Origin of the sequence: Sphingomonas sp. (genome assembly GCF_024508665.1) — a bacterium.
In the GTDB taxonomy this organism is placed as follows: domain Bacteria; phylum Pseudomonadota; class Alphaproteobacteria; order Sphingomonadales; family Sphingomonadaceae; genus Sphingomonas.
In genome coordinates this window covers 318521-338443 of the sequence record NZ_JANINP010000001.1, presented here as the reverse complement: position 1 = coordinate 338443, position 19923 = coordinate 318521, and the positions used below count along the sequence as shown (strand labels likewise).

At 64.0% G+C, this 19923-nt stretch carries 18 protein-coding genes; 12 read left to right on the top strand and 6 right to left on the bottom strand.

Going from position 1 to position 19923, the window contains the following annotated elements:
• Window positions 1-155 precede the first annotated feature (155 nt).
• Window positions 156-1229 carry an acyl-CoA dehydrogenase family protein gene (locus Q0L25_RS01510; protein WP_296611155.1) on the bottom strand — a complete coding sequence of 358 codons (1074 nt, stop codon included), beginning with the start codon at window positions 1227-1229 and terminating at the stop codon, window positions 156-158.
• Window positions 1230-1327: 98 nt separating this feature from the next.
• On the bottom strand, window positions 1328-2542 hold the full coding sequence (locus Q0L25_RS01505; protein WP_296611154.1) for an acyl-CoA dehydrogenase family protein: 1215 nt from the start codon (window positions 2540-2542) through the stop codon (window positions 1328-1330).
• A gap of 48 nt (window positions 2543-2590) precedes the next feature.
• On the opposite strand from Q0L25_RS01505, the gene Q0L25_RS01500 reads away from it, so the two are divergent.
• The 5 genes from Q0L25_RS01500 to Q0L25_RS01480 all read left to right on the top strand — a co-directional run bounded on the left by Q0L25_RS01500 (window position 2591) and on the right by Q0L25_RS01480 (window position 6086).
• Window positions 2591-3310 (top strand): DNA alkylation repair protein, encoded by a 720-nt coding sequence (locus Q0L25_RS01500; RefSeq protein ID WP_296611153.1) that lies wholly within the window; start codon window positions 2591-2593, stop codon window positions 3308-3310.
• Window positions 3307-3714 carry a GFA family protein gene (locus Q0L25_RS01495; protein ID WP_296611152.1) on the top strand — a complete coding sequence of 136 codons (408 nt, stop codon included), beginning with the start codon at window positions 3307-3309 and terminating at the stop codon, window positions 3712-3714. Before Q0L25_RS01500 ends, Q0L25_RS01495 begins: the two co-directional genes overlap by 4 nt.
• Window positions 3715-3936: 222 nt before the next feature.
• Window positions 3937-4269, top strand: a complete 333-nt coding sequence (locus Q0L25_RS01490; RefSeq protein ID WP_296611151.1) for a helix-turn-helix transcriptional regulator — start codon at window positions 3937-3939, stop codon at window positions 4267-4269.
• The gene (locus Q0L25_RS01485; RefSeq protein WP_296611150.1) at window positions 4270-4728 is read left to right on the top strand and encodes an SRPBCC domain-containing protein; all 459 of its coding nucleotides are present in this window, start codon (window positions 4270-4272) and stop codon (window positions 4726-4728) included.
• Window positions 4729-4859: 131 nt separating this feature from the next.
• Window positions 4860-6086, top strand: coding sequence for an MFS transporter (locus Q0L25_RS01480; protein WP_296611149.1), 1227 nt, complete (start codon window positions 4860-4862; stop codon window positions 6084-6086).
• Window positions 6087-6103: 17 nt separating this feature from the next.
• Here the strand turns inward: Q0L25_RS01480 and Q0L25_RS01475 are convergent, their stop codons facing one another.
• Together Q0L25_RS01475 and Q0L25_RS01470 are read right to left on the bottom strand one after the other, a co-directional pair.
• Window positions 6104-6901 (bottom strand): SDR family NAD(P)-dependent oxidoreductase, encoded by a 798-nt coding sequence (locus Q0L25_RS01475; protein ID WP_296611148.1) that lies wholly within the window; start codon window positions 6899-6901, stop codon window positions 6104-6106.
• Window positions 6898-7512 carry a glutathione S-transferase family protein gene (locus Q0L25_RS01470; RefSeq protein WP_296611147.1) on the bottom strand — a complete coding sequence of 205 codons (615 nt, stop codon included), beginning with the start codon at window positions 7510-7512 and terminating at the stop codon, window positions 6898-6900. The genes Q0L25_RS01475 and Q0L25_RS01470 overlap by 4 nt, the downstream gene beginning before the upstream one ends.
• 91 nt (window positions 7513-7603) lie before the next feature.
• Here Q0L25_RS01470 and Q0L25_RS01465 point away from each other — a divergent pair, with 91 nt between their 5' ends.
• The 5 genes from Q0L25_RS01465 (at window position 7604) to Q0L25_RS01445 (ending at window position 12843) form a co-directional block, all read left to right on the top strand.
• On the top strand, window positions 7604-9136 hold the full coding sequence (locus tag Q0L25_RS01465; protein ID WP_296611146.1) for a class I adenylate-forming enzyme family protein: 1533 nt from the start codon (window positions 7604-7606) through the stop codon (window positions 9134-9136).
• A gap of 21 nt (window positions 9137-9157) precedes the next feature.
• Entirely contained in the window at window positions 9158-9934 is a 777-nt protein-coding gene (locus Q0L25_RS01460; protein WP_296611145.1) for a thioesterase family protein, read from the top strand.
• A gap of 132 nt (window positions 9935-10066) precedes the next feature.
• Window positions 10067-10621, top strand: coding sequence for an EF-hand domain-containing protein (locus Q0L25_RS01455; protein ID WP_296611144.1), 555 nt, complete (start codon window positions 10067-10069; stop codon window positions 10619-10621).
• 126 nt (window positions 10622-10747) lie between these two features.
• On the top strand, window positions 10748-11467 hold the full coding sequence (locus tag Q0L25_RS01450) for a response regulator (protein WP_296611406.1): 720 nt from the start codon (window positions 10748-10750) through the stop codon (window positions 11465-11467).
• 29 nt (window positions 11468-11496) lie between these two features.
• The gene (locus Q0L25_RS01445; RefSeq protein WP_296611143.1) at window positions 11497-12843 is read left to right on the top strand and encodes a HAMP domain-containing sensor histidine kinase; all 1347 of its coding nucleotides are present in this window, start codon (window positions 11497-11499) and stop codon (window positions 12841-12843) included.
• Here the strand turns inward: Q0L25_RS01445 and Q0L25_RS01440 are convergent.
• Both Q0L25_RS01440 and Q0L25_RS01435 read right to left on the bottom strand, forming a co-directional pair.
• Window positions 12827-14323, bottom strand: coding sequence for an MFS transporter (locus Q0L25_RS01440; protein ID WP_296611142.1), 1497 nt, complete (start codon window positions 14321-14323; stop codon window positions 12827-12829). The genes Q0L25_RS01445 and Q0L25_RS01440 overlap by 17 nt on opposite strands.
• Window positions 14320-15351 (bottom strand): LacI family DNA-binding transcriptional regulator, encoded by a 1032-nt coding sequence (locus Q0L25_RS01435; protein WP_296611141.1) that lies wholly within the window; start codon window positions 15349-15351, stop codon window positions 14320-14322. The genes Q0L25_RS01440 and Q0L25_RS01435 overlap by 4 nt, the downstream gene beginning before the upstream one ends.
• Before the next feature lie 288 nt (window positions 15352-15639).
• Between Q0L25_RS01435 and Q0L25_RS01430 the strand changes: the two genes are divergently transcribed.
• Both Q0L25_RS01430 and Q0L25_RS01425 read left to right on the top strand, forming a co-directional pair.
• Window positions 15640-17022, top strand: a complete 1383-nt coding sequence (locus tag Q0L25_RS01430) for an alpha-amylase family glycosyl hydrolase (protein WP_296611140.1) — start codon at window positions 15640-15642, stop codon at window positions 17020-17022.
• A gap of 167 nt (window positions 17023-17189) precedes the next feature.
• Window positions 17190-19895 (top strand): TonB-dependent receptor, encoded by a 2706-nt coding sequence (locus Q0L25_RS01425; RefSeq protein ID WP_296611139.1) that lies wholly within the window; start codon window positions 17190-17192, stop codon window positions 19893-19895.
• The last annotated feature ends 28 nt before the right edge of the window (window positions 19896-19923 follow it).

Below are 19923 nucleotides of genomic sequence, written 5' to 3'. Positions count from 1 at the left end.
AACTCGAATAGGCACTATGAGTAACGCTACGTCAAGCGCAACTCGCGTTGCAAAATGCTATGGATTCTCGGTTCGACGCGGAAATAGCACAGGCTTATGTTTCCGGGACCGGCCAAACCCGATCCCGGAAAACATCACCACAAGGGAGATTTGCCTCAGTACCCGCCGAGGCGCGCGAAGCGGTCGCGGAGGTAGGCGGTATTGCCCCATACCGCTTCCAGCACACGCATGCGCTTGAGGTAGAAGCCGGCATCATATTCGTCCGTCATGCCGATGCCGCCATGCAGTTGGATCATTTCGCGGCTCATCGCGTGACCGACTTCATTGGCCTTGGTCTTGGCGAGCAGAGCCGCCTGGCGCGTGTCGCCGCCGGCGTCGATTGCCGCAAGCCCGGCTTCCACCGCCGAGCGCATCAGTTCGATGTCGCTGAACAGGCCCGCCATACGGTGTTGCAGCGCCTGGAAGGTCGACAGGACCTGATCGAACTGACGCCGCTGCTTGAGATAATCGAGCGTCGTCTCGAACGCCTGCTGCGCCATGCCGAGCATTTCGGCCGAGGCGACCACGCGGGCGCGGTCGAGCACCTGATCGAGCAGTTTGTCACCGCCATTCGCCAGCTTGTCGGCTTCGACCGCGTCGAACGTCACTTCGGCGTGACTGCGGAAATCGGTCAGGTGGCGGCGCGAGCGTGACACGCCCGCCTGATTGCCGTCGACCAGATAAAGCCCGTCCGCCGCCGCGACGACGAACAGTCCGGCGCTGTCGCCTTCCGCCACGAACGCCTTGGTCCCGCTGAGCTTGCCGCCATTGACCGCAGTCTTGATATTCTCGGGATCGTGACGCGGCCCCTCATCGAGCGCGAAGGTCGCGACCAGTTCGCCGCTCGCGATCCTGGGCAGCCAGGCATCCTTTTGGGCATCGCTGCCGCCGAGCACGATCGCCGACGCCGCGACCGCGCTTGCCGACAAGGGGCTCGCCGTCAGCGTGCGGCCGAGCTCCTCGATTACCAGGCCCAGGCTGAGCCAGCCGAAATCGGAGCCGCCCTGGGCTTCGGGAATGACGATCCCGGCCCAGCCCATCTGCGCCATCTCGGTATAGACATTGGGGTCGTACCCCGTCGCCGTATCGGCATCGCGCACCTTGCGCCACGCGGTCACCGGGCTTTCGTTGCGAGTCCATTCGCGCGCCATGTCGCGCAGCATCGTCTGTTCTTCGTTGAGGACGGCCATTTTTCTACCTCGTCGCCCCGGCGGAGGCCGGGGCCGCTAGAGTATTAGGGCTGCGCTCAGTTACGCAGCGGCCCCGGCCTTCGCCGGGGCGACGGAAATTATTGATGATCCAGCATCCCCAGGATGCGCTTGGCGATCACGTTGTTCTGGATCTCGGTCGACCCACCATAGATCGTCGTCGCCTTGCCGAAGAGCCAGGCGCGCACCTCGTGCAGTTCGGCTTCACTGAAGCCCTCGCCTCCCCAGCCCAGACCCTGCAATCCCCTGATCTCGATCGTCAGCTCGGCACGTTCCTGGCCGAGCTTGGTGCCGATCGTCTTGAGGATCGACGATACTTCGGACACGCCGCCCTTCGCCTTGGATTCGGCCTGGACGCGCATCGCGGTCAGCAGGAAGGCGCGCCAATCCATCTCGAACTTGGCGATCCGCGCGCGGAGATCAGGATCGGCGATCCGACCCTCGGCATCGGTGCCGACATATTTCTTGGCCATGTCGGGCAGCCCCGGCCCGCTCGGCTGCAATCGCGAGCCGCCGCCCGACAGATTGGTACGTTCGTGCTGGAGCAGGCGCTTGCCGATCGTCCAGCCCTGCCCTTCCTCGCCGACCAGATTCTCCTTGGGCACCTTCACGTTGGTGAAGAAGGTCTCGCAGAAAGGAGACATGCCGCTGATCATCTTGATCGGCTTCACCTCGACGCCGGGTGAGGTCATGTCGATCAGCAGGAAGCTGATGCCCTTGTGCTTTTCGGTCTTGTCGGTACGGACGAGGCAGAAGCATTTGTCCGCCCATTGTCCGCCCGAAGTCCAGGTCTTCTGGCCGTTGACCAGATAATGATCGCCCTTGTCCTCGGCGAAGGTCTGGAGATTGGCGAGGTCCGAGCCGGCATTCGGCTCGGAATACCCCTGGCACCAGCGCACTTCGCCCTTGGCGATCGCCGGGATATGCTCGCGCTTCTGTGCTTCATTGCCATATTCGAGCAACGTCGGACCGAACATCATCACGCCCATGCCGCCGATCGGATTCCACGCGTCGACGCGCGCCATCTCGTCCGCCAGCACCCTGGCCTCGGCACGGCTGAGCCCGCCGCCGCCATATTCCTTCGGCCAGGTCGGCACGCCCCAGCCCTTTTCACCCATTGCCTTGCGCCACGCCGTCATCTCCGGCGTTTCCTGGGTCGGCCCCTCGACGCTGGCGAGAGCATTGCCCTTGCCCTTGAGCGACGCGGGGAAATTGGCGGCGAGCCAGTCGCGGACTTCGGAACGGAAATTCTCGAGTGCGTCGGACGGACGATCGAGTTCGGCGGCGGATGCCATTCAAACCTCTCCTCTTCACCGAATCTGAATATCGGGTATGGTCCGGAGATGACACATTCCAAGCCGGCGGGAAAGCCCCTGACGACGCAGGTCCGCGAAGCACTGCAGGCCGTAGCGGAACCGGCACGGGCGCCGGCGATGCAGGCGTACATGAAATCGGCGATGCCCTATCTCGGCGTTCCGACCGTGCCGCGGCGCGCCGCGCTGAAGCTGGTCTTCACCGGACTCGATTGGTCCGACAGTGCGGCGTGGCAAGCCGATGTCCTCGCCTTGTGGCGCGGCGCGACATATCGTGAGGAGCGTTATGCGGCGATCGAGCTCAGCGCGGTGAAGGCGGCGCGGCGGTTTCAGCGGATCAACGCGCTGCCGATGTACGAGGAGATGATCGTCACCGGCGCATGGTGGGACTATGTCGACGAAATCGCCGGGCACCGGCTATGGTCATTGCTGCAGAACGATCGCGCGGAGATGCGCGAAACGATGCTGGCCTGGTCGACCGACGCCGATATGTGGAAGCGGAGGAGTGCAATCCTCTGCCAGTTGCCGGCCAAAGGTGCGACGGACCTCGAGCTGCTTTATGCCTGTATCGAGCCGTCGATCGGATCGCCTGAATTCTTCCTGCGCAAGGCGATCGGCTGGGCGCTGCGGCAATATGCCTGGACAGATCCCGATGAAATCGCACGTTATGTCGCAGCGAACGAACATCGATTGAGCGGCCTGACCAAACGCGAAGCGCTCAAGAATGAAGGCAAGCGGAGAGGCGGATGACGACGATCACCGGTGGATGCCTGTGCGGGCAATTGCGCTACGAAGCGCGGGGAGCGCCGGACGGCATGGGCTTTTGTTATTGCGCCGACTGCCGCAAGGCATCGGGATCGGGGTTCATTCCGTTCATGGGCTTTGCCGCCAGCGCGCTGACGATCACCGGCCGCACGCATCAGTTCCACTCCCCGGCGATGCGTGGCGGCAACGCCACGCGCAATTCCTGCCCGGAGTGCGGCGGGCTGGTGTTTGGCGGCATCCATGGCGTGCATGACAGTCATACCATCTATGCCGGTTCGCTCGACGAGCCGGCCCACTTCAAGCCGACGCTTGCGATCTTCGTCCGCGACAAGCCGGACTGGGTCACGCTGCCGGAGGGTTTGACCGCGTACGAGACGATGCCCGACTAGGTTGAAGCCCCCCTCCCCGCAAGGGAGGGGTTGGGGTGGTGCGCGCGAAGCGCGTCTGCCGGTCGCTAGAGATTCTCCTGCCGCTCGCCAGAACAGCGACGGACGGGGCATCGAGCCTCGCCCGCGCTTACCCACCCCTGAATCCCCTCCCTTGCAGAGAGGGGAGATTAAATGCCGAAGCATCAATTTGACTCTTAGATAGCCATTTAGCTATATAGCCACATGGCTATAGAATCGCCCTATCTCGACGCGACCTTCGCCGCACTCAGCGATCCCACTCGTCGCGCGATCCTTGCCCGGCTGGCGCTGGGCGAGGCGACCGTGTCCGAACTCATGCAGCCCTTTGCGCTCAGCCAGCCGACCATCTCGAAACATCTCAAGGTGCTCGAACATGCCGGGCTGATCGAGGGCGGACGCGACGCACAACGCCGCCCGCGGCGACTGCGCGCCGAGGCGATGAAGGATGCCGCCGATTGGATCGACCGCTTTCGCGACCAATGGGACCGCCGCTTCGACAATCTCGACCGCCACCTTGCCACCAAGAAGGAGACTTGAATGCCCGCCCCCGCTATCGCCGCCGACGCCCCCGGTTTCACAATCGATCGCGCCGCCCACGCCATTCGCTTCGTCCGCGATTTCGCCGCATCGCCCGACGCCGTGTTCACCGCCTGGACCACGCCCGAGAGCCTGCGCCTGTGGTGGGACGCCGGCGGCGACCCGCTGTCGCGCTGCGAGATCGATCTGCGCATCGGAGGCAAATTCGTCTTCGTCTCTCCCAGCCACGCGCATATGGCATTCACCGGCACCTATAAGCGGATCGAACCGCCGCATCTGCTCGAGTTCGAGGCCATGGATGCGCTCGGTCGCGTGATGCTCGCCGATCATGACGGCGGCACCCGCATGACGGTAGAGATCGTCTGCCGCTCGGACGAGCATCTCGACGACTATATCCGGCTCGGCGTCGCCAACGGCACCAGCATGACGCTCGACAATCTCGTCGCCCACCTCGCCTGACGTCCCCCCAAGCGCCGCTCCTTGTTCTGTCGGAGCGGCGCTTTGCGATATCGGAACAAAACGAGTATGGATCAGGAGCAGCAGGCACCGCAATCGGATGCCGGCCAAGAATCGGTCGCCGGGGAGAAATAATGCGCTTCGACAATCGTGCCGTGCCGATCGCGCTCACCGCCGTGCTGATCGACACGATCGGGTTCGGCATCGTCATGCCGGTCTTCCCCAAGCTGATCACGCAGCTCGGCCACATCGACCTCGAGCAGGCCACGCGGGTTGCCGGCTATATGCTCGTCGTTTTCTCTGTGATGCAGTTCTTCGCAGGGCCGGTGCTCGGCAATCTGTCCGACCGCTTCGGGCGACGGCCGATATTGCTGACCTCGATGCTGTGCTTCGGCATGGACTATGCGTTGATGGCCTGGGCGCCGACGCTCGGCTGGCTTTTCCTAGGCCGCGCGATCGCCGGCGCGGCGGGAGCTGTCTATGGCCCAGCGGGATCGGTCATCGCCGACGTCACCCCGCCGGAGAAACGCGGCGCGACCTTCGGGCTGATCGGCGCAGCATTCGGCATCGGCTTTATCCTGGGTCCGGCGCTTGGCGGCCTGCTGTCGAGTTTCGGTCCGCGGGCGCCGTTCGTCGCGGCCGCCGCGCTGGCGCTGCTCAATGCGGCGACGATGTTCCTGTTCATGCCGGAAACGTTGAAGCTCGAGAATCGCCGCCCGTTCCACCTGCGCGATGCGCATATCGTCGGCGCGTTCCGGCCCCTGTTCCACGCCGGCAATGCCGCGCCGTTATTGCTCGCCTGGTTCATCTGGCAGCTCGCGCACATGGTCTACCCCTCGACCTGGTCGTTCTGGGCGACGATGCGGTTCGGCTGGGACGCGCGCGCAATCGGTTGGAGCCTGGCGTTCGTCGGCTTCATCATGGCGTGCGTACAGGCCGGTCTGACCGGCCCGGTGATCAGGCGCATCGGTGAGCGCAAGGCGATGGTCGTTGGCATGTGCTCCGCCGGCATCGCCTTTTACCTGTTCGCCTTCGCCACCGCCGGCTGGCAGGCTTATGTCCTGATGGCGATCAGCGCGTTTCAGGGCTTCGTCTTCCCTGCCTTTAACGGCCTGCTGTCGCGCATGGTCGATGCCACGCGCCAGGGGCAATTGCAGGGCGGGATCGGCAGCATGGGTAGCGTGTCGTCGATCCTCGGACCGCTCGTCCTTACCCAGGCACTAGCGGCGGGCGATCGTCACGGTTTCACCGGCGCGAACTTCCTGCTGGCGGCGCTGCTGGTGACGATCGCGCTCGGCATCATCCTGTGGAAAGTACTCGACCGGGTGCCCTCGCCATCGGTTGCGGTTGCCGAAGGCTAGTCCCCCGTCCGGCCCGCTTATTGTTCCTTCCCCGGCCGCCGCGTCAGGGCGACGTCGAGATGGCCGCCGGCATCGAGCAACGTCACCTCGCCGGTGATCGCACGGGCTATCGGGTCGAGCAATTGCACGATCGGACCCGCTATATCGTCGGGGCCGGCGGCGAATCCCATTGGCACGCGGCTGGCGATATTCTGGTTGAGCCGTTCGAACCCTTCCGCGCCCAACCTCTTCTCGAACCATCCCGTACCGACATAGCCGGGCGCGACCGCGTTGACGCGAATCTGCGGCGCCAGCACGCGCGCCAGGCTCTTGGTCATGGTGATCAGCGCGCCTTTCGACGCGGCATAGGCGACCGACGATCCCATACCGAATACGCCGGCTACGCTGGCGACGTTGACCACCGCCGACGCATCCTGTTCGCGCATCGCCGGCGCACAGGCGCGCACCATCTGAAACGCGGCGACGGTGTTGAGGCGATAGATGTCGACGAAATCCTCGGCGTCGAGCGCATCGAAATCCTCATGATTGGCGAATTTGGTCCGCCCGGCATTGTTGACGAGGAAGTCGATCCGGCCGAACGCATCGAGCGCGGCCTGGGCCAGCGCGCGGCAAGCGGTATCCTCGACGATATCGGCTTGGACCGCGATCGCTCCGTTGCCGGCTTCTGCTGCGACTGCTTCGGCATCATCCCGGCTCGACGCGTAATTGACGACGCAACGCACGCCTTGGGCGGCGAGCATCCTGACGGTCGCCGCCCCGATCCCCGTCCCGCCGCCCGTGACGATTGCGACGCGTCCCTCTATCCCTGTGCTCATGCCGCCGCACTCGGGCGCGACGCGACGCGGTCGTACCAGGCGCTGAGCGCGGTCGCGTCCTCCGGCATGTCGACGCCGATGAACTTGGCGAAATCGATCGTCGTCTGCAGCACGATATCGGCCATCGAATATCCCTTTCCGTCAAGGAACTGGCGCTCGGTCAGCGCGGTGTCGAACTCGCGCATCACGGTGTCGATCCGCGGGCGGTTGCTTTCGCCGAACTCGGTATATTGCTTGGGCACGACGCGCGCCGTGAGCGGATGCGTGTGCACCCACACCATCGCGATCGGGGTCATCAGGCGAAGTTCGACCCGGCGCGTCCACATATCGACCTCCGCTTGCCCCTGCGCACCGACGCCGAACAAGGGCGGCTCGGGATTGAGCGCCTCGAAATAGCGGCAGATCGACACGCTCTCGGTGATGACGGTGCCGTCATCCAGCTTCAGGCACGGCACCTGACCGAGCGGATTGACCGCGCGATATGCCTCTCCCCTATGCTCGCCCTTGGGAATCGAAACCTTTTCGCTCGGAACGGTCAACCCTTTTTCGGCGAGGTAGATTCGCACGCGCCGTGGGTTGGGCGCGGGATTGACCGCATCGTAGAACAGCATCGGCTTCCCCCTGATTCTATTTTTCGAATATCGCGTATGGCATTTCGTGTTGGCTTCGCCTAGCGGTTCGCGGCAAGTTTGAGGAGAGATCATGAGCGCCGAAGCCTTGCTCACCAGTGACTTCGCTACCCTGCCCGACATTATTCGCGAACATACCAAGGAGCGCGGCGGCAAGACCGCGGTGGCCGATGCGGAAGGCAGCTATAGCTATGCCGAACTCGATGCGATGATGGATCGCGTCGCGGCGGCGCTGCAGCGCGACGGCGTCCGACAGGGGCAATCGATAGCGATCATCTCGGCCTCGTCGATCGCTTATGCAGCCGTGTTCCTCGGCACGTTGCGCGCCGGCTGCGTCGCAGCACCGCTCGCGCCATCCTCAACCCCCGAGGCGCTTGCCGCGATGATCGCCGATTGCGGCGCGCCAATCGTTTTTCTCGATGGCGACAACCAAGCAGCTATCGCCCACCAGGCGGTTGCCGCAAAACAGATCCGTCTCGACACCTCGGAATTCGAAACCTGGCTGGCACCACCGGGCAGCAAACCCCGCCCGGTTGCGATCGCGCCGGCCGACGGCTTCAATATCATCTATTCGTCGGGGACCACAGGCACGCCCAAGGGCATCGTCCAGTCGCATGCCATGCGCTGGTCGCATATCGGGCGCAATTCGGCGGGCGGATATGGTGACGCGGTGACGATGAATTCGACTCCGCTCTACTCGAACACGACGTTGGTCAGTTTCCTTCCCACGCTCGGCTGGGGCGGCACCGTGGTGCTGATGAAGAAGTTCGACGCACGCGCGTTCCTCGAACTCGCCGAAAAGCACCACGTGACGCACGCGATGCTGGTCCCGGTGCAATACCAGCGGATCATGGCGGTGCCGGATTTCGACCGGTTCGATCTGTCGGCCTTCAAGCTCAAGACTTCGACCAGCGCGCCTTTCTCACCAGCCCTCAAGGCCGACATCCTGGCACGCTGGCCGGGGCGGCTGGTCGAATTCTACGGCATGACCGAGGGTGGCGCCTCGACCGGGCTCGACTGCACCGCTTTCCCCGACAAGCTTCACACGGTCGGACAACCGCTGCCCGGCCACGACATGCGGCTGATCGACGATGACGGAAACGAAGTCGCGCAGGGCGAAACGGGCGAGGTCGTCGGCCGCTCGCCGGCGATGATGACCGGCTATCACGGCCGCAAACAGGCAACCGCCGAGGCCGAATGGTACGACAAGGACGGCAATCGCTTCATCCGCCACGGCGATATCGGCCGGTTCGACGAGGACGGCTTCCTGATCCTGATGGACCGCAAAAAGGACCTGATCATCTCGGGCGGCTTCAACATCTATCCGGTCGATATCGAGGCGGTGCTCAAGCAGCATCCCGCAGTTCAGGAATGCACCGTGATCGGCGTGCCGTCGGAAAAATGGGGTGAGACCCCGGTCGGCTTCTACGTCCCCAATAGTGGCGTCGATGCCTCGGCCGATGAGATCATGGCCTGGACCAACAACCAGCTCGGCAAGACGCAGCGCCTGTCGGCACTCCACCCGATCGACGAATTACCACGGAGCGCGATCGGCAAGGTGCTCAAGCGCGAATTGCGAGACCGGCTCGCCGCGCAGCCGGCATAATCACAAGAACAAGGGGAATTCATGCCGGGCTTGAAGCAGATCATCGACGCATTCGAACCGATCGAGGGCGGTTGGCGGGGCAGTATTCCCGACAGCTGGTTGCAGGGACGCACGAGCTATGGCGGCCTGTCGGCGGCACTCGCGCTCCATGCGGCGCAACAATCCGACACCGACCTCCCGCCGCTGCGGTCCGCGCTGGTCGCGTTCATCGGTCCCTTGTCGGGCGACATCGTGATCCGCGCAAGTCGACTACGGCGCGGCCGCAACGCTGCCTTCATTCAGGCCGATGTCGAAAGCGAGGCGGGGCTTGGACTGCGTGCGACCTTCGTCTTCATGAGCGCGGTGGATTCCAAGCTCGATCATCAGGTCGGAACCGCCCCCGACTTTCCGCGGCCGGGGCCTGGCGACACGACCTTCAAAGGCAATTCCGCGGTCTCCTTCGCGCAGAATTTCGAGTTGCTCGATCGGCGCGACGCGACGGTCGGTCCGGCGGAGTGGCTCCGTTGGGTGCGGTTGAACGAGCGCGATGGATTGGATCCAATGGTCGAGTTGATCGCGGTGGCGGATTGCCTCCCGCCCGCCGCGCTCAAGCTGATCGGCGGGCCGGCACCGTGCAGTTCGATGACCTGGCAGCTCAACCTGCTCGGCGCGCAGCCGCGAACCACCGACGGATGGTGGCTGCTCCGAACCAACGCCGATTATGCCAGGGCGGGGAGCTCGAGCCAGGAAATGATGATCTGGAACGCCGATGGCGAGCCCATCGCCGAACAGATGCAAAGCGTCGCCATCTTCGCCTGAGGCCAGGATTTTCCCTTCTATTGCGACAATTTGCGACAATTTCGCCATGGACTGACATGCGCGAGCGACACAGAGGAACCACAAGTCCCCCGACGGCAGGGAATGGCCCTGCACCCGATCGAGGACAACGGGATGAATCGAGTGTTTCTTGCCGCGGCGCTTGCGAGCGCAAGCTTCATGGCGGTAGCACTGGTCGGGCCGACCGCGGCGCAGACCGCGCCGGCCGCGAGAGGCGATGCCAATGGCGATGGCGTGCTGTCGCGCGACGAAGCGATGGCGCAGGCCGATGCCCGGTTCGATCGCCTGGATACCAACAAGGACGGCAAGCTGACGCCAGACGAGATGCAGCCGCGTCGAGCGATGGGCGGGGCCGACGCTGCGCCGCCTCCCCCACCGCCCGCTGACGGCGCGTCCTCTCCACCACCGGCAGCCGGCCCCGCCGGCCGCGGCTTCGGCGGACGGATGTTCGCACGGCTGGATACCAACGGCGACGGCGTGATCGACCGCGAGGAATATCGCGCGCTGGCCGCGCGGCGCTTCGACCGGATGGATACCAATAAGGACGGCAAGATCGATGCTGCCGAGCGCCAGGCGGCACGCGACGCGATGGGACAGATGCGCGGTATGCGCGGTGGCGGCGACATGCCCCCGCCGCCGCCCGCGTCGACGGACAAGCCCGGGCAGTAATCCCCATAATGCCCAGGCTGCCGGGCGGGTGCCCCTCCTCACCCGCCCGGCCCTCCACCTTTCCTCATCGGGCCTTTTCGCCGTCAGGGCTTTTCAGGGGGACAATTGATGCTTAGCGAAGTGCCGATGGGCGGCATTCCCCACATTCTTCTGGTCGATGACGAGCGCTCGATCCGCGAGCCGCTGGCACAATATTTGACCAAACAAGGCTTCCGCGTCACTCAGGCGGGCGACGCCGAAAGCGCGCGCACGCGGATGGCGGCCTATGCCATAGACCTGATCATTCTCGACATCATGATGCCCGGCGAAGACGGGTTGAGCCTGTGCCGTCACATCCGGGCGACTGGCGACATTCCGGTCATCCTGTTGACCGCCAAGAGCGAGGAGACCGACCGCATCGTCGGGCTCGAAATGGGTGCCGACGATTATGTCGTCAAACCTTTCTCGCCTCGCGAGCTGGCGACCCGCGCCCGCGTCATCCTGCGCCGCGCCGCGGGTAATGGCGCGCGCCAGCATGCACCCGAAAGCGGATCCTATGCCTTTGCCGGATGGGTGTTGAAGTCCGGGGAACGCGCGCTGGTCGACCGCGAAGGCGTGTCGGTGCCGTTGTCGACCGGCGAATACAATCTGCTGCTGGCGCTTGTCCTCCGGCCGCGCCAGGTCCTGACCCGCGACCAGTTGCTCGATCTGACGCAGGGCCGAGAGGCGATGGCGTTCGATCGCGCGATCGACAACCAGGTTAGCCGGCTCCGGCGCAAGATCGAGCCCGACCCCAAGAACCCAACCGTGATCAAGACGGTATGGGGCGGCGGCTACACGCTCGCCGCGGAAGTCACGCGATTGTGAGAGTGTGGCCGCGCAACCTGCCCGGCCAGATGGCTGTACTGGTCGCGATCGCCTTGTTCGTCGCGCAGGCGGTCAATTTCGGGCTGAGCCTGCGTGACCGCCAGGCGTTCCGCCTTGAACAGACGGTCGGCCCCGTCGCGGCACGGATCGTCGACGCCTCGCAAGGGCCGCGCAACCGGCATGATCAGCCGCTCGACATTGCGCCCGCTCCCCCGATTGGCGACGAGACGCCCTGGGACCGATTCCGCTCGCGCCCCTGGCCCTCCAACCCGATCGAGGGCGGGCTGAGGCGACGGCCCGATATAGAGGAAGCGCTGCGTACGCGCCTCAACGAGGCCGGCATCCCCGTCGGCCAGGTGGTCACGGGAATCCGGCGGTTGCAATCCGGCGACCCGCGTTTCGGCAGGATGTCCCGCGTCCGGGCGCAACGCTATCGCTTCGTACAACACGAGCTGCTGATTGCCGTCGAGCAGCCCAAGGTCGGCTGGTGGGCTGCCTCGGTCCCGTGGCAGGATTCGGAATGGCCGTTCCTGTCGCGGCTGATCGGTCAGACATTGGTGCTCTACGCAATCGTCCTGTTGCCGGTGTTGCTGGCGACACGCCGTATCGCTCAGCCGCTAAGATCGCTGGCCAAGGCGGCGCAGCGTTTCCATCCGGGCGAAGCCGACGGGCCGATCACCGAGAGCGGTCCGCACGACGTCCGCACACTGATCACCGCGTTCAACGGCCTGCGCACGCGCGTAACCGCGATGCTGGAGGAAAAGGACCGCATGCTGGGCGCGATCGGGCACGATCTGCGCACACCGCTAGCGGCGTTACGTGTTCGCATCGAGTCAGTCGAGGATGACGACGACCGCGCGCGCATGGCGGACACGATCGACGAGATGAACCGCACGCTCGACGACATATTGTCGCTGGCGCGGTTGGGGCGGCCGAGCGAGCAGGCGATCGAGGTCGATCTGGCGGCTTTGGTCGATGCGGTGGTCGAGGATTTTCGCGACCTCGGCATGCCGGTCGAGTTCACCGAAGTCGAACGGCTGACGATGCATTTGCGGCCATCGCTGATGCGCCGCGCGATCCGCAACCTGATCGAGAATGCGGTCAAATATGGCGGCGGCGCGGACGTCTTCCTGCGGTCCGATGTCAAGGCGGTCGAAATCGTGGTGTGCGACAACGGCCCGGGCATTCCGCCTGACCGCATTGCCGAGGTGTTCGAGGCGTTCACCCGGATCGAGGGATCGCGCAACAAGGAAACCGGCGGCATCGGCCTTGGCCTGGCGTTGGCACGGGCGATCGTGCGCGAGGCACGCGGCGATATCCGGCTGGAAAACCGCCCCGAAGGCGGGTTGGCGGCAACGATCACGCTGCCGCGCTGACTGCTCTCGGCTCCTGCACTCGCAGCATCGCCGCCGCCGCTAGCATCAGCACCACGGCGCCGCACGCCATCGTCCAGACCGGCTCCGTCGGAAAGAACGTTCGGATGATCGCGCCCATCACTGTCGCGACCAGCAACTGCGGCACGACGATGAAGAAATTGAAGATGCCCATATAGATGCCGAGCTTATGCTGCGGCAGCACGCCGGCCAGGATGACATAGGGCATGGTCAGGATCGACGCCCAGGTGAAGCCGATCCCGACCATCGGCAGCAGCAGCATCGTCTGGTCGCGAATGACCAGCAGCGACGTGAAGCTGGCCGCGCCGATCACCAGGCACAGAATGTGGGTCTTTTGCGCCCCGATTCGTTTCGCCAGTATCGGCAGCACGAATGCGGCAAGCGCCGCAACGCCGTTATAGACCGAGAACAATACGCCGACCCAATCGGCGCCATCGTTATACGCCTTCGCCGCGGTGTCGGTCGAATGGAACACGTACTGCGCCACCACCGGGGTGGTGTAGATCCACATGATGAACAGCGCGAGCCAGGAGAAGAACTGGACCAGCGCCAGCCGCTTCATCTGGTCGGGCATCCGCGACAGGTCGCTCATGATCTGGACGAGCGCGTTGTCGCCGCCACCGCGCACCATTGCCGCAGCGATCAGGCCCAGGATACCGAAGGCTGCGAGCGCCCCCCCAAGCACGTAGAGATCGCGCTCCAGTCCGAACCACCAGACGCTGGCGAGGACTGCCGAGCCCGCCAGCAGCCACCACCAGCCGCCCTGCGGCGCCATCGGAGTTTCATGCTCTCCGCCTGCGTCGATATCGCCGAATGCGCGCATCTGTTCCGGGGAATATTCGCGCGTCGTCACTACCGTCCACAGCACCGCCGCGAAGATCAACGCCGCGCCGAGATAGAAGGCATAGTGGACCGACGGCGGAATCTCGCCCGCCGGCGCGACGTTGCTGATTCCCAGCTTCGCCATCGCGAACGGCGCGAGGCTGCCGATCACCGCGCCCGCGCCGATAAAGCCCGTCTGAAACGCATAGCCCGCCGTGCGCTGAGACGGTGCGACCATATCGCCGACGAACGCGCGGAACGGCTCCATCGAGACGTTGATCGACGCGTCCAGAACCCACAGCAACAAAGCTGCGGCGAGCAGCGTCGTTGCATTGGGCATACCGAGCAATGCCAGCGACGCGAGCACTGCCCCGGCCAGGAAATACGGCCGGCGTCGTCCGAACCGCCCCCAGGTGCGGTCGCTGAAATGGCCGATGAGCGGCTGCACGACCAGCCCGGTGACCGGAGCCGCGATCGCCAACAGGGCGAGGCTCCCGACATCGCTGCCCAAGGTCTGAAAGATGCGGCTGAGATTGGCGTTCTGCAGTCCGAACGCGATCTGGATGCCGAAGAAGCCAAACGAAATATTCCACAACCCGCGCCAGCTCTGGCGCGGTTTCTCCGCCGAAAGCTCGCTCATGCCTTGGGCGCCGTCGAGCGCCGAACCACCAGGCGGGGCGGCAGCATCGCCGCTTCGACTGGCTGCGCGCGGATCTGGCGCAGCAACGTGTCGACCAAGGCGGCCCCGGCCTTGGCATAATCCTGCGCGATCGTGGTCAGCGGCGGATGCGACAGGCTGGCCGCCGGGATATCGTCGAACCCGACGATCGACACGTCGCCGGGCACGTCTAGCCCGGCTTCCTCGAACGCCCGCATCGCGCCGATCGCGATGAGGTCGCTGCCCGCGAAGACAGAATCGAAAGCCACCCCGCGCCGTAACAATTCGATCGCCGCCGCATAGCCCGACGCCTCGGTGGTGATAGCGTCGACCTGAAGCGCCGGATCGGGATCGATGCCTGCTTCGAGCATCGCCGAGCACGCGCCACGATACCGATCGGCAAGTTCGGGCGAATGGCTGGATGTTTGCCCCAAAAAGGCGATGCGCCGGCGTCCGAGACCGATCAGATGTTCCACCGCGTCGCGCCCGCCACGCACATTGTCGCAGCCAATCGTCGTCCCCGGCTGACCGGTCTGGACCGATCCCCAACGCACGAAATGCGTGCCCTGCGCCTCGAGCTGTTCGAGCCGGGCGCGATACGTCTCGTAGTCGCCATAGCCGAGCAGGATGATGCCGTCGGCCTTGTGGCTGTCCTCATAGTCGACATGCCAATTGGACGACAGCTGCTGAAAGGACGTGAGCAGGTCGTAGCCGCGCAAGGCGCAGGTCCGCGCGATCGACCCCAGCATCGATAGGAAGAACGGATTGATCAACGAATCGTCAGGCGTCGGATCCTCGAAGAACAACAACGCCAACGTATTGGTATGACGGCTGCGCAGCGAGGACGCGTTCTTGTCGACCTTGTAATTGAGTTGCGCGGCGATCGCCTCGATCCGCTTGCGCGTCGCTTCGCTGACGGTCGGATCGCCACGCAGCGCGCGCGACACGGTCGGTTGGGACACGCCCGCGCGTTGCGCTATATCGAACGACGTCGGTTTGTCGGTTAGCATCGCCCGACGGCTTCTCCCCGTACCGGCCATCGCCTGCGGCCGGTTGGGCAAGACTGTAGCGGGCAGCGAGGCACCGCGATAGGGCCCGCGCGCGTAAAGAGTGTCCGCCAAATCATCCCTCCCAGCCGCCCTCTGTCGCGGGGCGATCGGGGGAGCCTAGGCGAGCGGAGCGAGGGCCGGAACGCCATCACATACGTATTCAGCCGGCACGATACGACGAGCATGGCACAATGCGGACAACAAGCCCTCTCCCGCTCGCGGGAGAGGGTTATAAAAAGGGAGGACAGGATGCTGAAATCGTTCGCGCTTGCGTTGCTGGCGGGCCTCTCACTGAGCCAGGCGACGGCAGCCACCAAAGCGCCCGATCCCTATGCACCCAAACCCTATGTCACGCTGAGGCATCCAGCCTGGTCGAAGGACGCGGTGCTCTATCAGATTAATACTCGTCAATTCACGGCCGAGGGCACGTTCCGTGCGGCGGAAAAGCAACTGCCGCGCCTCAAGGCGCTCGGCGTCGATATCCTCTGGTTGATGCCGGCCCACCCGATCGGCGTCGAGCATCGTAAAGGCAGCCTCGGCAGCCCCTATTCGGTGCGCGACTATTATGGCGTGAACCCCGAACTCGGGACCCGCGCCGACCTGAAGTCCTTCGTCGCTGCGGCACATCGCCTGGGCATGCATGTCATCCTCGACTGGGTCGCCAACCACACCGCTTGGGACAATCCGATCCATGCCGCGCATCCCGATTGGTACGAGCATGACTGGAAAGGCGCCAACCGTCCGACGCCGTGGTGGGACTGGTCCGACATCATCGATCTCGACTATTCGAAGCCCGGCCTGCGCCGCTACATGACCGGCGCGATGAAATATTGGGTGCAGACGGCGGGCGTGGACGGCTTCCGCTGCGACGTCGCCGGCTACGTCCCACTCGATTTCTGGGAGAATGCGCGAAGCGAACTCGACCGGATCAAGCCCGTCTTCATGCTCGCCGAATTCGACCAGCGCGACGTCCATCGCAAGGCGTTCGATGCCAGCTACGCCTTGAAATGGAACAACGCGATGGCCGACATCGCTGCCGGCAAGGCCGACGTCGGCGCGCTATTCGGCTATTATTCGGAAACCGAAAGCGCCTGGCCCGCCGAGGCGATGCGGATGGTCTATACCGAGAACCACGACCAGAATGCCTGGGAAGGCACCGAGTTCGAGCGCTTCGGCAAGGCATTGCCCGACGCGATCGCCCTGTCGTTCGTCGGCGAAGGCATTCCGCTCATCTACAACGGCCAGGAAGCGGGCAATCCCAAACGGCTCAAATTCTTCGAGCGCGACGCGATCGAGTGGCGCGACCATCCTAACGCCGATCTGTTCAAGCGGCTGATTGCCTTTCGCAAGGCGCACCCCGCTTTGTGGAACGCGCCTTGGGGCGCGGCGATGACACCAGTGGTCAATAGCGCTCCGTCGAAAGTGCTGTCGTTCGTTCGCGAAAAGAATGGCGACAAGGTGTTCGCTGTGTTCAACCTGTCCGGCGACACCCAGACGGTCAGCTTCGCCGATGGACCAAGCGACGGTGCCTATGTCGATTTCTCGAACGGCTCGACGGTGACGGTGACGCGAACCAGTGGCATCTCGCTGGCGCCATGGAGCTACCGCATCCTGGCGTCCGGACCGCACTGAAGGGCGATGCAGCCAGGCAACACCTGCCGATGCATAATCTTTGAATACGTATGTGGCCAACTTGGCCCCATCCCCGCTGCAACATAATCGCAATGCAACTGCACGCGCCGTGTCGGCCGCGTCGATGCCGCAAGCCAAATATGGCGCGGCCGCAAGGGGAGGAATTGATGACTGCTTTCCGTTCGAACCGTCGCACCCAGCTTGCCCTGCGCGCAAGCGGCATCGCGCTTGCCGGCGCGCTGACGGTGATCGCTTCGCCGGCATTTGCTCAGACGACCCCGACAGCGGCGGCTCCCCAAGCCGACGATCAGGCCAACGCCGATACGTCTCAGGACATCGTGGTCAGCGGTTTCCGCGCTGCGTTGGCCAGCGCGACCGCGAAGAAGAAGAATTCCGAGCAGATCGTGGAGTCGGTGTCGTCGGAAGATATCGGCAAATTGCCCGACAACGGCATCGGCGAGTCGATCGCGCGTCTGCCGGGCATCTCTGCGCAGCGTAGCGCCGGACGTGCCAACATCATCTCGATCCGCGGTTTCGGGCCGGATTTCTCGACGACCACGCTCAACGGCCGTCAGCAGACTACCACCAATGACAGCCGCGCCGTTGAATTCGACCAATATCCCTCGGAAGTCCTGGCGGGCGTCGACGTCTACAAGTCGTCGGAAGCCGATCTCACCGCTGGCGGCTTGGTCGGCAGCATCAACCTGCGCACCATTCGCCCACTTGACGTTAGCAAGCGCATCCTCGCGGTCGGCGCGCGCGGCACCTATGTCGACCAGAAGCTACAGCCGGGAACGAGCGACCTGGGTTATCGCGTCTACGGCACGTATGTCGACAAGTTCGCCAATGACCGCATCGGTATCGCCCTGTCGGCGGCTTATACCGATGAGCCGTATCAGACCCGCGATTGGAACGCTTGGGGATACGGCGCCTATGGGCCGAACCAATATGGGATGAACGGGATCAAGACCTGGTCGGAGTCCGATAAGCTCAAGCGCTTCGGCGCCAATGGCACGATCCAGGTCAAGGCAAGCGACGACCTGATGCTGACGGTCGATGGCTTCTATTCCCGTTTCGTCGACCGCATCGATCAGCGTGGTTTCGAGATGCCGCTCAACTGCGGCGGCGGCTGCGGACACGATCAGATCCTGAGCTACGTTGCGGACTCGCGTGGGCTGGTGACGTCGGCGACGGTGAAGGGAACGCCCGTCATCGAAAATTACGCGAACGATCGCGTGGCCAGCACGTACTCGCTCGCCGGCAACCTGAAGTGGGACAATGGCGGGTCGACGCGCGCCCTTTTCGACGCAAGCTGGTCGCGCACCGACCGCAAGGATGACCGTCTGGAAACCACCGCCGGCCTTGGCCGCGCCCTACCCAATCCAACGGCAACGCTTAGCTACCAGCTGACCGACAAGGGGCCGGTTTTCACCAGCGACTATAATGGCGCCAGCTCCGCGCTGGTGCTGACGGACGTCGAAGGCTGGTCGGGCACGCCGATTCAGGCCGGTTACGACAAGATTCGCAAGAGCAAGGACGACCTGGTCGAGCTCCGCGGAGAAATCGAGCAGGACATCGGCGCCTTCGTCAAGTCGATCAAGGTCGGCGTCGACTATACCTACCGCACCAAGGTGTTGACGCAGGACGAGGCCTTCCTTTCGCCGCCGGGCGGCGCGACGACCGCGACGATCCCGTCGAACCTCCTCCTCGACCCGGTGCAGCTCGACAGGGGATTGGGCCCGATCCTGGCCTACGATCCGCGTGTCCTCGTCGCTAAGGGCGTGCTGTCGTACATTCCCAATCCATATGGGGCGTCGCAAGCTTATGACGTCACCGAAGAGGTCTGGACTCCCTACGCGATGGCCAACCTGAACGCCGATCTCGGATCGGTGAGGCTGACCGGCAATATCGGCGTGCAGGGCATTCGTACCTCGCTCACTTCCAAGGGCGCGACCAAGCCGACCGTCGAGGACTCGTATTGGATCGTTCTGCCCAGTATGAATCTCAACTTCCGTTTTTCGGACGACTTCGTGATCCGGTTTGCCGCGTCGCAGCAGATCATGCGCCCTCGCATGGATCAGCTGACCAATATCGTGAACTTCGGCATCGACAACTCGCGGACGCCGCCGATCTACGTCGGCAGCGGCGGCAACCCGCTGTTGCGGCCGTACAAGGCGACCGCCTTCGATCTCAATTTCGAAAAGTACTTCGGTTCGAAGGGCTATATCGCGCTCCAGACGTTCTATAAGCACATCAATACTTACATCGATCCCAGCGCCTTCGACCTGAATTTCGATTACTCTGGCTTCCCCAAACCCGCCGGCAACGTGCCGTCTTCGCCAATCGGCCAGTTCAGCGGCCCGGTGAACACGCATGGCGGGCATATTTACGGCATCGAGGCCGCCGGTACGCTGCCCTTCGACCTGTTCACCAAAGCGCTTTCCGGCTTCGGTCTGACCGGTGGTTTTGGCTACACCGAAACGAAGGTGAAGGACTTTGCCGGCCGGGTCACGGTTATTCCGGGCTATTCGAAATATGTCGGCAACTTGACGGTCTATTACGAGGCCGATGGCTTCAGCCTGCGCGGCAGCATGCGGTATCGCTCAGGCTTCCTCGGCGACTTCTCCCTGTTCAGCGGCGGTCTCGATCGTCAGCAAGTGCTGGCCGAAACCGTCTACGACGCGCAGGTCGGCTACGATTTCCCGGCGCAATCGGCTCTGCATGGCCTCTCGCTATACGTTCAGGGTCAGAACCTGACCAACACGCGGTCGGCGACGGTCGCGGACGTGAACGGTGCGGCATTCCCCGGCGCTTGGCTCAAATACCAGACCTATGGCCGCCGGGTCGTCGGAGGCTTCACTTTCAAGTTCTGATACACGAACAGCCTCGCCGGTTGTGGCC

Excerpts from the sequence above, each read along its gene's own strand:
- Q0L25_RS01510 (WP_296611155.1), bottom strand. The coding sequence starts at position 1,229 with ATGGCCGTCCTCAACGAAGAACAGACGATGCTGCGCGACATGGCGCGC.
- Q0L25_RS01505 (WP_296611154.1), bottom strand. The coding sequence starts at position 2,542 with ATGGCATCCGCCGCCGAACTCGATCGTCCGTCCGACGCACTCGAGAAT.
- Q0L25_RS01500 (WP_296611153.1), top strand. The coding sequence starts at position 2,591 with ATGACACATTCCAAGCCGGCGGGAAAGCCCCTGACGACGCAGGTCCGC.
- Q0L25_RS01495 (WP_296611152.1), top strand. The coding sequence starts at position 3,307 with ATGACGACGATCACCGGTGGATGCCTGTGCGGGCAATTGCGCTACGAA.
- Q0L25_RS01490 (WP_296611151.1), top strand. The coding sequence starts at position 3,937 with ATGGCTATAGAATCGCCCTATCTCGACGCGACCTTCGCCGCACTCAGC.
- Q0L25_RS01485 (WP_296611150.1), top strand. The coding sequence starts at position 4,270 with ATGCCCGCCCCCGCTATCGCCGCCGACGCCCCCGGTTTCACAATCGAT.
- Q0L25_RS01480 (WP_296611149.1), top strand. The coding sequence starts at position 4,860 with ATGCGCTTCGACAATCGTGCCGTGCCGATCGCGCTCACCGCCGTGCTG.
- Q0L25_RS01475 (WP_296611148.1), bottom strand. The coding sequence starts at position 6,901 with ATGAGCACAGGGATAGAGGGACGCGTCGCAATCGTCACGGGCGGCGGG.
- Q0L25_RS01470 (WP_296611147.1), bottom strand. The coding sequence starts at position 7,512 with ATGCTGTTCTACGATGCGGTCAATCCCGCGCCCAACCCACGGCGCGTG.
- Q0L25_RS01465 (WP_296611146.1), top strand. The coding sequence starts at position 7,604 with ATGAGCGCCGAAGCCTTGCTCACCAGTGACTTCGCTACCCTGCCCGAC.
- Q0L25_RS01460 (WP_296611145.1), top strand. The coding sequence starts at position 9,158 with ATGCCGGGCTTGAAGCAGATCATCGACGCATTCGAACCGATCGAGGGC.
- Q0L25_RS01455 (WP_296611144.1), top strand. The coding sequence starts at position 10,067 with ATGAATCGAGTGTTTCTTGCCGCGGCGCTTGCGAGCGCAAGCTTCATG.
- Q0L25_RS01450 (WP_296611406.1), top strand. The coding sequence starts at position 10,748 with ATGGGCGGCATTCCCCACATTCTTCTGGTCGATGACGAGCGCTCGATC.
- Q0L25_RS01445 (WP_296611143.1), top strand. The coding sequence starts at position 11,497 with ATGGCTGTACTGGTCGCGATCGCCTTGTTCGTCGCGCAGGCGGTCAAT.
- Q0L25_RS01440 (WP_296611142.1), bottom strand. The coding sequence starts at position 14,323 with ATGAGCGAGCTTTCGGCGGAGAAACCGCGCCAGAGCTGGCGCGGGTTG.
- Q0L25_RS01435 (WP_296611141.1), bottom strand. The coding sequence starts at position 15,351 with ATGCTAACCGACAAACCGACGTCGTTCGATATAGCGCAACGCGCGGGC.
- Q0L25_RS01430 (WP_296611140.1), top strand. The coding sequence starts at position 15,640 with ATGCTGAAATCGTTCGCGCTTGCGTTGCTGGCGGGCCTCTCACTGAGC.
- Q0L25_RS01425 (WP_296611139.1), top strand. The coding sequence starts at position 17,190 with ATGACTGCTTTCCGTTCGAACCGTCGCACCCAGCTTGCCCTGCGCGCA.